The following is a 14,322-nucleotide window of genomic DNA, read 5'->3' as shown; positions in this document are numbered from 1 at the left end:
AAGCGTAAAGGCTGTTGATTTTTACAACGCTTAGTTTTTAGCTAATAAAATTTGGACGTTAAGAAAAGGAAATTTTGGATACTAACTGTAATATGGTGTGATAAGACCAACTAAAATATGAATTTTTGTGTTTATAAAGGCGCAAAAATAGATCAATAAAATTAGCAGGTAAGGGAATTTTCATGGCAGGCATAGAAATAAAAAAAGTTGAGGCAGATGAAAATGGAATGCGCTTAGATCGCTGGTTTAAAGTGCATTATCCAGGACTTGGTTTTGGAGCTTTGCAAAAATTGTTGCGTTCTGGTCAGATACGGGTTGATAGTGGACGTGTTAAAGCCGATACGCGTCTTTGTATAGGGCAAGCTGTTCGTATTCCACCTCTCCCTATTAATGACAAGGAAAATCTTTCAATAACGGATAAAACACTTCGTGGGCAGGATGATGGGACCGTTTTGAAAAAAATGCTGCTTTATGAAGATCCAAAGGTATTTGTTTTTAATAAACCAGCTGGGTTGGCTGTACAAGGAGGCTCTGGTTTAACACGTCATATGGATAGTATGCTTGAGGTATGGCGCAATAAAAAAGGTGAAAAGCCGCGTTTGGTTCATCGTCTTGATCGTGAGACGTCGGGTGTGCTTATTGTTGCGCGATCAAGGGGAGCTGCTCAGTCCTTAACTGCTGCTTTTAGAGCGCGAGAAACAAAAAAGACTTATTGGGCGTTGGTTCGGGGTGTGCCTAAAAAAAAGCAGGACAAAATTTCAACGTGGATGGTTAAGGAAATGACTGCACAAGGTGACAAAATGCGTGTTTGTGAACATGGGGAGCCAGATTCACATCATGCGGTTTCCTACTATCGCGTTTTAGATACGCGAGGGCGGGCTCTTTCGTGGCTTGAAATGGAACCCTATACAGGGAGAACACATCAGCTTCGTGTGCATGCTGCCCATATGGATCATCCTATCATTGGCGATACAAAGTATTTTTTTTCTGATAGTAATTGGACATTACCAGGAGGAATTCAAAATCGTCTTCATCTTCATGCACGTCGTATTCGTATTCCTCATCCTTCAGGAGGAATATTGGACATTGTTGCACCTTTACCACCTCATATGGTCCAAAGTTTTAATCTTTTATCTTTTAATGAGAGTGATGCTGAAACCAACTAAACAAACTTCATTTGTTCTTTTTGATTGATACAAATTTTGTCTATAAATTTGATAAGATGAATAGGGCATTATTTGAAGAAAGTTTTTGATAAGTCAATTGCTATGAGAAAATTGTGTTTTTGAGTGATGAAATTTTCGAATATCATGGCTTTCTTTCTACAGATCTTTATCCATAATTGATTGTATTGTTATTTTTGGATATGATGTATCGTTTAATAATCTGAGTTTATGAAGCTGCTCCTTTGAATTATCTACAGAGGTCATATATTGGGGAGGCGTGTCTGTTGAGGGAGATGAGTTAGATAAAATCTGAAAGATATTTACTAAAATAGTGAAAGCAATTTTAGTTTTTTCATGGGGAATAATGGAGGCATTTTATAGTAATGCTGAGGGAAAGTAGCCTCTCAAAAAATTCCTGTTGTCAAGGATTTTTGTTTTGTTATCAATGTGGTTTGATATGCTTATAGTATAGATTTATGCTTTGTATCTTTGCTTACACAATGAAGCCTTCTTAGCAAAGCTCTCCTTTCAATGACCAATTATTTTTCTACTTACTTAGTTTATCCAAAAGATTATCTTTCATAAAAGAAGAAATAAGTTTTTAGTATCTTAATGCTTCATTGAAGTGAACTCATCACATTGAAAAAATATCTAGACAAAAAATTGGAGATAAAACGTCAGGTGCGTTTTATTGCTCTAGGGAGGGCTTGAACACTTTTGTTTTTTCTAGTGAACAAAAACAGATATTTATTATGGGAACATTCAAAGGGGGGATAAGTTGAAATTAGGAGTGACTGATGGGATCATTATTGATTGACGTTAATAACGTCTCAAAAATATATCGCAACATTGACAGAGAAATTGGTTTTAAAAACAAGGTGTTTTCTCTCTTCAAGCCGGATTATACAAATCATTATGTGTTAAAAGATATGAGTTTCACCCTCTTTTCAGGGCAATCGTTAGCAATTCTTGTCCCTAACGGAGCGGGTAAATCGACACTGATTAAAATACTTTCTGGTATACAATACGCTGATGAGGGATGTGTTAAAGTCCTTGGTGTTGATCCTTATAAAGCGAAGAAAAATCTGTTCAAGTCTTTGGGTGTGGTCTTTGGTCATAAGAATTGTTTATGGTGGGATTTGCCCTTACGCTACAGTCTGGATATGGTTCAACCATTATATGGTCTTGAACGCGCCTCTTTTACCCGTGATCTTAAAGAGATCGCTGAGTTACTGGGTCTTGAGCATATTATGGATAAGCCAGTGCGGATACTTAGTCTGGGTGAGAGAGTGAAAAGTGAATTGGCATTTAATCTCTCCTTTAGACCTAAACTGTTGTTTCTCGATGAGCCAAGTATTGGTCTTGATCTTACATCTAAGCATGAAATCAGGGAGCTTCTTAAAAAACTGAAAAGGGAGCGTGGCACTGGGTATATCATCACAAGTCATGATATGGGAGATATTGATGGATACGTTGATGATACTATTCTCTTGCATAAAGGAAAGAAATAGTTTCATGGTAATCTTCATGCGCTTAAAAATGTCATTCCTTCTTTGGTGAGAATGACACTTTTTTGTGAACACTTGGCGGCACCTTCAGCTGTTGTAGAAAAAATTGATGAGATTGCGTTGAAATTATCTACTCCTTTAAAAGATAAGTACTTTAACGCTGAAGAATGCTCGCTGGAGGTTTCGTTGCCCCGTGAGGATTTTGCGCGTTTTGTACGCGAAATTACAACCAAATTGAACTGTACGTTCTCTGTATCCACTCCCTCGCTTGAAGAGATGCTCCGTGTTAAATTTAAAGAATTTATCTAACCACTGCTTTGGTATGTTTCTTTTTGCCAAGAATGGATTACTCACTGTTCTAAGTGATAGAGCAATGTTTTTTACCGATATTATCATTGGGACACTTTCGCCATTTGTTATTCAACTTCTATTATGGAATGCACTTTTCTCTGATACGGGCAACACCATAAATGGCTTTAGCTTTTATGATATGATGTATTATTATGCTTTTGCTTTAGTCCTAGGTCGCTTAAATAATGGTTATAATGTGATTAAGTTTTTCTCTCATCATGTTAAAGAAGGTCAATTAGAAGTATATCTTACAAAGCCCTTTAGTTATATGACACAAATGCTTTTTACTTTTTAGGGGAGAGTGTATTATATAGCATTCCCTTATTGGCTCTTTTTGTTGTTAAGCTTGTTTTATCCTATGAAAATATTCTGGGATTGGTCATCGCTTTTCTGTTCTTTTTTTGGTTGTTATTCTATCACAACTGCTTTGTTTTTTAATCTCTTTTGGAATTGCCTTATTAAGCTTTTGGGTGATTGAGTACAATATATTACTTTCTTTCAGTATTCTCAGTTCAGCGCTTCTTGGGGGTGTTCTTTTACCACCATCTTTTTGGCCGGTGTGGCTTATTCCGCTTATGCAATTTAATCCTTATCGTTTCATGATATCAGCTCCTGCCGAGTTTTTCGCGACGCAAAATTTAGCGTTGTTTCAGCAGTTTATTTTCGGAAGTTTTACTTATATTTTGTGTTTTTTATTCTTAATTTATATTGCTTGGAATAAAGGGATGAAAGCATATAATGGAGCAGGTGGTTGAGATGAAAATCATCCTTCATTTTATCAGTCTGAATATCCGCCGACAGATTGTTTATGGTAAGAATTTGGCTGGGAAGTTTATGCTTTCTCTATGCTATTATTTTATTCAATTCATATTTATTGATAGAATATCTTCTTTTTCAGGAAAGATCGGTAACTATAGCAGAGATGAAATCCATTTTATCTTTGTTGTCTTTGTTTTACTTGGAATATTTTTGAATATTTTTACTAATTCTATTGAAACGTTTTTGAAAAAGTAGCGGATGGTAAAATTGAACCATACTTGATAAAGCCCGTTTCAATCTGGTTGTTGATGTTGTTTGGTTGGTGTAAACCTCTTAATTTGATCAAGCTCTTTGTCCTTTATGTTAGTGCCTATTTATTTGTATCATTACCGAATATTTCTGATCTTAAGCTAAGATGGATCTCTTTTATTGTTGCAATATTTTGTGTTTTTATCGTCAATATTTGTTTTTTCATGATGTTCAATTTTATAACATTTATTATTAGCCGTAAGATGCCTGTCGAATATTTTCATGAAATGATTTACGAGCTTTCATTTGTGCCAATAGGAATTTATCCTTTAAGCATCGTAAAATGGCTTTTGTTTATGCTTCCCATGGCTTTTTCTGCTTCCTTGCCTGTGTCATTGTTGCTTGGTAAAGACGAATGGAATATTGGATATCTTCTGTTGAGCGCTTTTCTTTCCATGGTCATGACTTTCATAAGTTATAAGAAAACAATGCGTAAATTTAATGGATTAGGGGGATAATATAAAAGTCATCATGATTATAAAAATAAAAAATTGAGTGAAAATTCTATCGTACTGTAAAATATCGTTATTTATGCTGGCGGTATAGGGTATGTAAAATTTACACATGAGGATTTTTATTAGACATATTCATGCATAAAATCGGTTGTATTTCTATAGCTATGAGCAAAGAATTTACAACAGAAATCATAGAGTTAAATTTCTTGGTTTTAGATCAGTTTTAGTTTGAGTTTGGATGGCTGCTTGATGACACAAGCCAATTGTAAGATGGTGTACAATATTAGTAGTGCTTTCTCCTCCGAGCAAAATTTACTTTTGTTGCGTTTATAGTGCTAAAAAACTGTCAAAGATGGGTAATTTTTATATGTGCAAAATGTGGTTATTCGTGCGGATTTTGTTGGTACATTCAATATATTATTACGTGGATGAGTTTTTGCTTAAACAATAAGAAAATTGACAGAATAAAGCTTTTAAGTTGCCCGATAGAAAGCTAAGAGCTTCGCCAAACAACATGATAGCAATTATCAAGACAACAATCACATAGAGATTTTTCAGCATGCTGAGCAGTCAAAATTCAGTTAATAATTGCTTGGAAATAAAAGGATTCACCAATCCAAGCAGGCAAAAACGATGGCAACGCAACTGAGTTCAATAACATAATTAAATATATTTCTTTGTTGTTCTTGTAAACAAAGAGAATTATACTTGATTTTCTTGTTAATTTCTTATTCTATTTAATAGAAAGATAATTATTATGTAATATTTTAGTGTTATTATAAATATTATTATTTAATTAAAAATATACAATTTAAACACATACAATATAAACATAATATATTTATATTATTTTAAATAGGTTATTTTAAAAAGTAATTAAATAAGATATTATTTTGTAAAAAAATATTTTCTATTTTTTAAATATTAATAAGCTCATTTTTCAATTTTTCTTAACAATGATAAGAGTAAAATGAAGTTTTACATACTCTTTTACAATAAATAAAAATGATACTTTAATCTGGTGTTGCTATTTAAGCTTAGAGCTATACAGATGTTATTGCTTATCATTAATAAAACTAATGTGATTGATGGCGTAGAGATTACAAAGGGCTAAATTTTTTTGTATGTAATTCATATCTTTTACAAGACTTTAAAAATAACACAAAAAAAATGAGTGAGGAAGGAATAGTGAACAAGAGTGATAAGCTTTTTCACTTTCTAGTGTTATGATTACTTTTGTATGTTACGGTTCATTCATTGTATGTATGATCAATTCCAAAATTTTTATTTTAAGCTTATAGTGAATCTATATTTTAGTCTGTTATTGAAGTGTTGTCGTGATTGAAATTACAATATCATAGTAGTGAACACTCTGATTTAATAGAGAAGATTGTTTGCTAGCAAATAATCTATCCATATCAACGTTATTTAAATTTTTATTTCTCTATTTTATCTTAAAGTCGTGAATTATATTAATGTTAGAAAGTTATAATTGTGGAAGACAATGAACTTTATTAAAATTATTCCACGTTCTTGTAGAAACGCATGGCTGTGAAATCGTTGAAATGTGTAATAGCTTATGGCATTAGATTTAGCGCATTCACCAAAGTTATCCCTTATATTACCTAATTTAGCTTTTTCAATCAAAGAATTAAGCTGGTGCTTACGCTAATTGTAGCTGGGGCAAATATTTTTTCTCAATATATACTAAGGAAAAATTATTTTATAAAAATATTTATTTTACTATATTATACAAAAAATAAAAATATTATGTGTAACTAAAAAACAACATATTAATATTTTTTTATATTATAAAATCATAATAATATTTATGATAATAAAGCTAAATTTATAATAAAAACAATAAAATAATTTTATTTTAATATATTTTTATCATTAAACATACATAATGTAAAGTACAAATAAAATAATTGACAATTATTAAATAAACATGTAACGGATATATTATAGGTGTAATATAATACAAAAACAACAATTAAAATAAAGTTATTAATTAAATTTTGTATTATATTTTTATTATAAGAAGATAAATATACTTTATCGATAGATGATGGAATGTTTTTTATTTAGAGGGGGCGGTAAAGAAAATTTATTTTATTAAATATTGTAATTAGGTGGTTATGATGAAAATATTCAAGCATTGTATAGTATGTTTTGTTGCAGTAGCGATTTTCTTTTCACAGATTTTAAGAGCCAATGCTGATTCTTTAAATGGTAGATTTCAAAAAGCTGGTTTTATTTCTGTAATGACACAGGAAAATAGAGTTATTAAAGCTGTTGATATGGTTATTAGCCAGTTTGAAGGACAAGGGGGTGAGAAAAATGTCCAAAAAGTCGCGGGTTTAATGGGGATGGAGACAGCGATTTTTGCTTTAATCGCATATTTTGTATATTTCTTTACTAGAAAGCCGCCCAGTCCTAACAGAGAGACAGGTGGAAGAACATTCGATGCTTTTGCTCATAGTTCATGGGCTTTGAATTAAAAGATATTATCCTTGATCAAATTTGAATTATTCTGTTATTTGAATGTTTTATATTAAATAAACCGTGTTATTTAATCACGGTTTATTTATTTTTTACTCTTAATAACATTGATAAGTTTATCTTTTTATATCATTAAGATATTGTTTTGTGGATGCCAGTATATGGCGCATTAAATTCAGCGAATCAGTTGCTTTTTAAATTTACTTAAATTTTTTCCTCTTCAAAATACGCGTTTGAGCTAAGTTTGTGGTTGATATTTTTTTATGATGAAAACGCGAATGCATTAATTGAGATATCCATAAACTTTGTATATCAATTCAAAAAATACAAGGTCACACAATCTTACGACTATTTGTGGGTTTTATGTTGATGAACTGAATAAGTATAGCGATGCGTCTTACAAATATTTGCAAAAATGCTTTTATTGGAATCTTTTAATCTCTTTGTGGTTTACAATTCATTTTATCATTTTATCTTAAGCAAAGAGAATGTGGATTCATTTCTATTTCTCTATTTTATCTGAGAAGGGTGGAGTTATACGAATGTCAAAAAAAGTCATGATCGTGGAAGATAATGAGCTTAATATGAAGTTATTTCGCGATCTTGTAGAAGCGAGTGGTTATGAAACCGTTGAAACGCGTAATGGTCTTATGGCATTAGATTTGGCGCGTTCATCAATGCCATCTCTTATCCTTGTGGATATCCAGTTGCCAGAGGTCTCTGGAATAGATGTTATTAAACAATTAAAAGAAGATGAAGAACTTCGATCAATCCCCGTTGTTGCTGTAACAGCTTTTGCTATGAAAGGCGATGAGGAGCGAATTCGTGCCAGTGGATGTGAAGAATATATGTCAAAGCCTATTTCTGTCCCTCATTTTATTACAATGGTAAAGCATTTCTTGGACTAAAGCTTGTTAAGTGATGATAGGAAAATATTGAAAAGCTTATAAGATTGCTAAAGTTGTCGCGTAAATATTTTTGTGCTTTAGCACGTCGATATATTACAAGTTAGTAAAACAGATTTTAAAAATTGAAACTGAAGTTTTGAATTTTTTCGGTCTATTTTTCTTGCCTTTTATCTTAAGAGAAGAGGTTGTTCTGCATTCTTGTTTTTTTTAATCGGTATAGATTTGTTCCTACATTCATCTAAAAGTCTGTTTTAGCAGTTTAAAAAAGCCCCGTTTTTGTCCGAGGCTTTATGCATTGCAAAAATTGAAATTAACGCTTTGAGAATTGGAAAGAACGACGTGCTTTTGCTTTACCGTATTTTTTACGTTCAACAACACGACTATCACGGGTAAGAAACCCACCTTTTTTCAAGATTGAGCGAAGTTCTGGTTCGTAATAGGTTAAAGCTTTGGAAATGCCATGGCGCACTGCACCGGCTTGTCCGGAAAGACCACCGCCTGCAACGGTTGCAATAATATCAAACTGGGTATCCCTATTTGTTGCAACAATTGGTTGACGAAGAATCATTCTAAGAACAGGACGAGCAAAATATTTGTCAAATTCCTTATTGTTGATCGTGATTTTTCCAGAACCTGGTTTAATCCATACACGTGCAACAGCGTCTTTACGCTTTCCTGTTGCGTAAGCACGTCCTTGTGAATCAAGCTTTTGCACGTGAACAGGAACAACATTTTCATGTGTTTCTGTAATACTTGTTACTATGCTAAGCTCAGAAAGAGAATTAATTTCAGCCATAATCAAGCAATCCTTTTGTTTTTGCGGTTTAAAGCACCAACGTCAAGAGATTCAGGCTGTTGTGCTTCATGTGGATGTTGGCTTCCAGCGTAAACACGTAGATTCTTCAATTGACGGCGACCAAGAGGTCCACGAGGAATCATACGCTCTACCGCTTTTTCAATAACGCGTTCGGGAAAACGCCCCTCAAGAAGTTGACGTGCTGTACGTTGTTTGATTCCACCAATATAGCCGGTATGCCAATAATATTTTTTATCCGTATATTTTTTGCCAGTGAGAGCTATTTTATCTGCATTAATGACAATAACGTTGTCACCATCATCAACATGTGGAGTAAATGTAGCTTTATGTTTGCCACGTAAGCGGTTAGCAACAAATGTGGCAAGACGACCTAAAACAAGGTTTTCTGCGTCAATAATAACCCATTTTTTCACCACTTCAGTTGGCTTTTGTGAAAAAGTTGCCATAGAAGTATCCTTTATTAGAACCCTTTTAATATAAGGGAATTTTTACTGTTTTGCGTTGAAAATTGTTACCATAGCGAAATATTTAACGCATACCACTTGTTCTGATATAATGTCTTTTGATTGACGTCAAGAGAAAATAAAAACTTTATAAAACAACATGTTATGAGAAAGGTATTGTAATACCACATTAAAGAAGTTTGTGGACCATTTAAATTTAAAATGAATGTTGCAAAAGACTATTTTATCTTTAACGCATGATTGTATTTTATCGTTCTTCATTATAAAATAAGTAATAATGCAGTGGTCTCGTTATTTTCTCAATGTTGAATCTTCTGCTTGTGGTCAAGCTTGGTTAGATGCCCTTGATGTTCAAGGGATAAATAATGCGCGCGCTATTTCTCAAAAATTTGGTTTTCCAGATCAGTTAGCTCGAGTACTTTCAGCAAGAGATGTGGATGAAGCTGAGGCTGTTGCTTTTATTAATCCAACATTGCGTACACTTATGCCGGATCCAGAAAGTTTTAGGGATATGCAATGCGCTGCAGAGCGTATTGTTAAGGCTCTTCTCAATCAAGAACAGGTTGCTGTGTTTGGTGATTATGATGTTGATGGTGCTTGTTCATCGGCACTCATAGCGCGTTTTTTTCGTTATTTTGGTATTGAAGTCAAAATTTATATTCCTGATCGTATTGTTGAAGGCTATGGTCCGAATGAACAAGCAATGAGGATGCTTGTGCAAGAAGGCGCTCGGTTAATTATCACTGTTGATTGTGGCGCAAACAGTCCAGATGCCGTAAAAGCAGCTAGGCTTGCTGGTGCTGATGTTGTGATTTTAGATCATCATCAAATGTCAGAGATTCATCAAGAAGCTGTTGCTCTTGTCAATCCTAATCGTCCTGATGATTTTTCTAAACAGGGGCATTTATGTGCAGCTGGCGTTGTTTTTGTTACGTTAGCTTGGGTTCATCATTTGCTGCGGAAAAAACAATTCCAAGGACCGCTGCCTGATCTTTTAAGTATGCTTGATCTTGTTGCATTGGCAACCATATGTGATGTCGTTCCATTACAGGGGGTTAACCGTGCTTTTGTGTTAAAAGGGCTTCAAGTTGCTCGTTCTATGCATAATCTAGGAATAACAGCTTTAACAAAGGTTGCACGAATAGGGGAACCGCTTAATAGTTTTCATTTAGGTTTTTTATTAGGTCCTAGAATTAATGCAGGAGGGCGCATTGGTGATCAAGCTTTGGGAGCACGTTTGCTTAGCTGTGAGAATAAAGATGAAGCGGACAGAATAGCAGAACAATTAGATCGGCTTAATCAAGAACGCCAAGAAATGGAGAACATTCAATTAGCACAAGCGGAATCTTACATTTCTTCTCTTTATCAAGATCAAGAAATACCATTGTCACTTGTGATTTCTCATAAAGAATGGCATCCGGGAATTATTGGTATTCTTGCTTCCCGTCTCAAAGAGCGTTTTTTTTGCCCTGTTTTTGCTATTGCTTTGAAAGAAGATGGAAATGGCGTAGGGTCGGGACGCTCAATTAATGGTATAGATTTAGGAGCACTCGTTCGTGAAGCTGTTACATTAAATTTATTAGAAAAAGGAGGGGGACATAGTATGGCAGCAGGAATTACAATTCAATCAACAAAAATTGAAATTTTTCGAAAATGGCTAGAAGAAAAAGTTTCTTTAATGGTTTCACAGTTGCGTGCAAAAAAATCTCTTAGTATAGATGGCTCTCTTTCTGCTTCTGGTATTAATGAAGCGCTGTTTGAATTGCTTGAAAAAGCAGGGCCATTTGGGGCAGGGAATGCAACACCTGTTTTTGTTCTTCCCTCTCATCGACTGGTGAATCTATCTGAAGTTGGTAAAGGACATCTTCGCCTCATTGTATCTAATGTTGAAGGAAAAAAACTACAAGGAATAGCTTTTCGTGCTGTAGGGACATCGCTTGGTGATTTTCTTTTTGAAAATATTGGTGAAATGATTCATTTAGCTGGTCATCTTAGTTTGAATTATTGGAATGGAACGATCAATCCGCAGCTGCGCGTGATTGACGCAGCCGCAGTGGCTTGAAAGGGATATTTTTTACATTAGATGTCTAGATTAGAAGCAAAAGTAGAATTTTCTTGTATGAAACGAAATCGTGCTTCTGGTTTTGTTCCCATGAGACTTTCTACAGTCTTTTTCGTTTCTTGCATTTCCACGGCATCAATAGAAACACGAAGCAATGTACGTTTTTGAGGATGCATAGTCGTTTCTTTAAGTTGTTCTGCGCGCATTTCACCCAGCCCTTTAAAACGCCCGATTTCGATTTTAGCTTTTCCAGTAAATTCAGTTTTGAGCAATTCATCCTTATGAATGTCGTCACGAGCATAAGCAACTTTTCCTCCTTGTGATATTCTATAAAGGGGGGGGACGGCAAGATATAAATGTCCCTGATGAATAAGGTCAGGCATTTCTTGAAAGAAGAAGGTAATGAGCAGTGACGCAATATGAGCACCATCAACATCAGCATCTGTCATGATGATAATACGTTCATATCTGAGATCTTTTTCACGATACTTGGAGCGTGTTCCACATCCAAGAGCAAGGATAAGATCGCTAATTGTTTGGCTTGAGTTCATTTTTTCATGTGCAGCACTGGCGACATTTAAGATTTTACCACGAAGAGGTAAAATTGCTTGGTTTGCTCTATTTCTTGCTTGTTTAGCAGATCCTCCTGCAGAATCTCCTTCAACAATGAATAGTTCAGCACCCACAGCATGGTTCTGGCTACAATCTGCAAGTTTACCGGGCAGACGTAATTTACGGACAGCAGTTTTTCGACTTATTTCTCTATCTTGGCGTCGTTTAACACGTTCTTCAGCACGTTCAATAACCCAATCGAGAAGTTTTGTTGCTTCTTGTGGGGAATTTGCTAACCAATGATCAAAAGGATCGCGGATTGCATTCTCAACGATACGCTGTGCTTCAATGGTTGCTAATCGATCTTTTGTTTGTCCAACAAATTCAGGGTTACTGATAAAGACTGAAAGTATTGCGGCTGTTGAAATCATAATATCGTCAGACGTAATAATCGTTGCGCGCTTGTTTCCTATTAACTCAGCGTAGGATTTCAATCCACGCAAAAGAGCTTGACGTAATCCTATTTCATGTGTTCCGCCTTCTCCTGTAGGAATCGTATTGCAGTAAGATTGCACACAAGAATCACCACCATGCCAAGCGATAGCCCACTCAACGGAGCCATGGCCATTATTGTGTTGTGTTTTGCCAGAAAAAATTTCTGACGTTACTCGAGATTTATCTTTTAGTGACGAAAGTAAATAGTCTTTAAGCCCATCGGGAAAATGAAAAACAGCTTTTTCAGGAATATTTTTTGCGCCTTCAAGTATGACGGGATCACAAGACCAGCGAATTTTTACGCCACCAAAAAGATAGGCTTTGGAGCATGTCATCTTATAGATTTTTTCTGGATCAAAAGCTGCTTTTTCACCAAAAATTTCATGATCAGGATGAAAACGAACGCGCGTACCACGACGATTATAAACATCTCCCAGATCTTCCAATCCAGATTGAGGAATACCACGTGAGAAACGTTGGCGGTAAAGTTTTCGTTCTCGTGCAACTTCAACTTCCATATCATCAGAAAGAGCATTGACGACAGAAATTCCTACTCCATGAAGTCCACCTGCAGTTTGATAAGCCTTTCCATCAAATTTTCCCCCTGAGTGGAGTTGTGTCATAATAACTTCAAGAGTCGATTTCTCAGGCATTTGAGGATGATTTTCGATAGGAATACCGCGTCCATTATCTGTAACGGTTATATAACCGTTCCTATCTAATGAGACCTCAATAGAATCTGCATAACCCGCAACAGCTTCATCCATCGCGTTATCAATAATTTCGGAAAATAAATGATGAAGCGCTTTACTGTCTGTTCCACCAATATACATTCCAGGGCGTAAACGTACGGGCTCTAAACCCTCAAGAACTCGAATAGAGAGGGCATTATAGTCATCTTCTTGCGTATCTTTTGCACTTTTTCTTGAAATCATCGCGTTTGATTTCATTGAAGACTGCAGAGTGTTTTCTTTTGTATTTACCCGAGATTGGGCTTTATTAAAAACACTAAAAAGATCCTTTTTGTTATCGCTCATAGCGTTTAACTATCCACCTCATAAAATAAAATATTTATTAAAATAATTTTATGCCTGTTTTTTGTTTAAAAATCAATGCACTTAGGAAACATCGATTGTTGGGCCAAAAATTTGTTCAAAAGCGTGTTTGAGAGCAATATCAATATCATGCATTGCTACAGGGCAACCGAGATTAAGAAAGCTTGTGACACCGTGGTTTGTAATTCCACAAGGAACAATTCCTGAATAATGGGCTAAGTTAGGATTAACATTGATAGAAACTCCATGAAAACTTATCCATTTGCGCACTCGAATGCCAATGGCTGCAATTTTATCTTCGGAAGAAAGATCATTTTGTTTTGATGGGCAATGAGACTGTTTAACCCAGACACCAACGCGATCTTCTCTGCGTTCGCCTTTAATATTAAAGTTGGCAAGCATCTGTATGATCCATTCTTCTAATGCACTAATGAAAGCACGAATGTCTTGTTTCCGGCGTTTAAGATCAAGCATGATATAAGCAATACGCTGTCCTGGACCGTGATATGTAAATTCACCTCCACGTCCTGCTTCATAAACAGGGAATAAATTAGGCGCCAAAAGATCTTTTTTATTTGCACTCGTTCCCGCTGTATAAAGGGAAGGGTGTTCAAGAAGCCAAACTTGTTCATGCGCGGTTTTTGCAAGAATTTTTTCTACACGTTCTTGCATATAACGCAGAGCTTCAGGATACTCAACTAGATGATCACTTATCTTCCATTCAACGGGTGGATTTCCTAGAATTGCATTAAAATGATGTGATAAGTGATTACGATCCGTATGTTTCAATTCAAATGTCATTGGTAATATTTATCTTGATGTTTGAGTTTATTTTGTAATCAATAAAAGTGATTACAGAGTAAGGTATAGAATTGTTGAATAAAAGAGAATACGTTCATAAATTTTATCTTAAGAA

13 protein-coding genes and 1 pseudogene are annotated in these 14,322 nt (G+C 34.9%); 9 read left to right on the top strand and 5 right to left on the bottom strand.

All coding sequences use genetic code 11. The annotated features are described in order from the left end of the window. The first annotated feature begins 182 nt into the window (after positions 1–182). The 8 genes and pseudogenes from ACFIL2_RS06065 to ACFIL2_RS06030 all read left to right on the top strand — a co-directional run bounded on the left by ACFIL2_RS06065 (position 183) and on the right by ACFIL2_RS06030 (position 7,961). Positions 183–1,166 carry an RluA family pseudouridine synthase gene (locus tag ACFIL2_RS06065; protein WP_375633788.1) on the top strand — a complete coding sequence of 328 codons (984 nt, stop codon included), beginning with the start codon at positions 183–185 and terminating at the stop codon, positions 1,164–1,166. Between the two features lie 797 nt (positions 1,167–1,963). Continuing rightward, a complete protein-coding gene (locus ACFIL2_RS06060) occupies positions 1,964–2,677 on the top strand; it encodes an ATP-binding cassette domain-containing protein (RefSeq protein WP_375680616.1) in 714 nt (237 codons plus the stop codon). Between the two features lie 51 nt (positions 2,678–2,728). Beyond that, positions 2,729–2,983 carry a hypothetical protein gene (locus ACFIL2_RS06055; protein WP_375639895.1) on the top strand — a complete coding sequence of 85 codons (255 nt, stop codon included), beginning with the start codon at positions 2,729–2,731 and terminating at the stop codon, positions 2,981–2,983. Next, positions 2,958–3,320, top strand: a complete 363-nt coding sequence (locus ACFIL2_RS06050; RefSeq protein WP_375639894.1) for an ABC-2 family transporter protein — start codon at positions 2,958–2,960, stop codon at positions 3,318–3,320. The genes ACFIL2_RS06055 and ACFIL2_RS06050 overlap by 26 nt, the downstream gene beginning before the upstream one ends. A gap of 106 nt (positions 3,321–3,426) precedes the next feature. Continuing rightward, the gene (locus tag ACFIL2_RS06045; RefSeq protein WP_375680615.1) at positions 3,427–3,780 is read left to right on the top strand and encodes a hypothetical protein; all 354 of its coding nucleotides are present in this window, start codon (positions 3,427–3,429) and stop codon (positions 3,778–3,780) included. Beyond that, a pseudogene (locus ACFIL2_RS06040) lies at positions 3,764–4,551 on the top strand (ABC-2 family transporter protein). Before ACFIL2_RS06045 ends, ACFIL2_RS06040 begins: the two are co-directional and overlap by 17 nt. Positions 4,552–6,692: 2,141 nt before the next feature. After that, complete coding sequence (locus ACFIL2_RS06035) at positions 6,693–7,052, top strand: hypothetical protein (protein WP_375639918.1); 360 nt, start codon at positions 6,693–6,695, stop codon at positions 7,050–7,052. 543 nt (positions 7,053–7,595) lie between these two features. Further along, a complete protein-coding gene (locus ACFIL2_RS06030) occupies positions 7,596–7,961 on the top strand; it encodes a response regulator (protein ID WP_273724078.1) in 366 nt (121 codons plus the stop codon). 77 nt (positions 7,962–8,038) lie between these two features. Here the strand turns inward: ACFIL2_RS06030 and ACFIL2_RS06025 are convergent, their stop codons facing one another. The 3 genes from ACFIL2_RS06025 to rplM form a co-directional block, all read right to left on the bottom strand. After that, complete coding sequence (locus tag ACFIL2_RS06025; protein WP_375606729.1) at positions 8,039–8,116, bottom strand: hypothetical protein; 78 nt, start codon at positions 8,114–8,116, stop codon at positions 8,039–8,041. Positions 8,117–8,271: 155 nt separating this feature from the next. Then, a complete protein-coding gene (rpsI, locus tag ACFIL2_RS06020; RefSeq protein ID WP_015856545.1) occupies positions 8,272–8,757 on the bottom strand; it encodes a 30S ribosomal protein S9 in 486 nt (161 codons plus the stop codon). A 2-nt stretch (positions 8,758–8,759) separates the two neighbouring features. Next, positions 8,760–9,224: a 50S ribosomal protein L13 gene (gene rplM, locus ACFIL2_RS06015; protein ID WP_015856544.1), complete on the bottom strand. Its 465-nt coding sequence runs from the start codon at positions 9,222–9,224 to the stop codon at positions 8,760–8,762. A gap of 295 nt (positions 9,225–9,519) precedes the next feature. On the opposite strand from rplM, the gene recJ reads away from it, so the two are divergent. Continuing rightward, the gene (gene recJ / locus ACFIL2_RS06010; protein WP_375680614.1) at positions 9,520–11,304 is read left to right on the top strand and encodes a single-stranded-DNA-specific exonuclease RecJ; all 1,785 of its coding nucleotides are present in this window, start codon (positions 9,520–9,522) and stop codon (positions 11,302–11,304) included. A 17-nt stretch (positions 11,305–11,321) separates the two neighbouring features. Here recJ and parE read toward each other — a convergent pair whose 3' ends face one another. Together parE and lipB are read right to left on the bottom strand one after the other, a co-directional pair. After that, complete coding sequence (parE, locus tag ACFIL2_RS06005) at positions 11,322–13,388, bottom strand: DNA topoisomerase IV subunit B (protein WP_375617741.1); 2,067 nt, start codon at positions 13,386–13,388, stop codon at positions 11,322–11,324. A gap of 81 nt (positions 13,389–13,469) precedes the next feature. Further along, positions 13,470–14,207, bottom strand: coding sequence for a lipoyl(octanoyl) transferase LipB (lipB, locus tag ACFIL2_RS06000; RefSeq protein ID WP_375639889.1), 738 nt, complete (start codon positions 14,205–14,207; stop codon positions 13,470–13,472). Positions 14,208–14,322 lie beyond the last annotated feature (115 nt).

This window comes from Bartonella sp. AP30XZML (assembly GCF_042195945.1).
Taxonomy (GTDB): Bacteria; Pseudomonadota; Alphaproteobacteria; order Rhizobiales; family Rhizobiaceae; genus Bartonella.
This window is presented reverse-complemented; position numbering and strand designations above follow the sequence as displayed.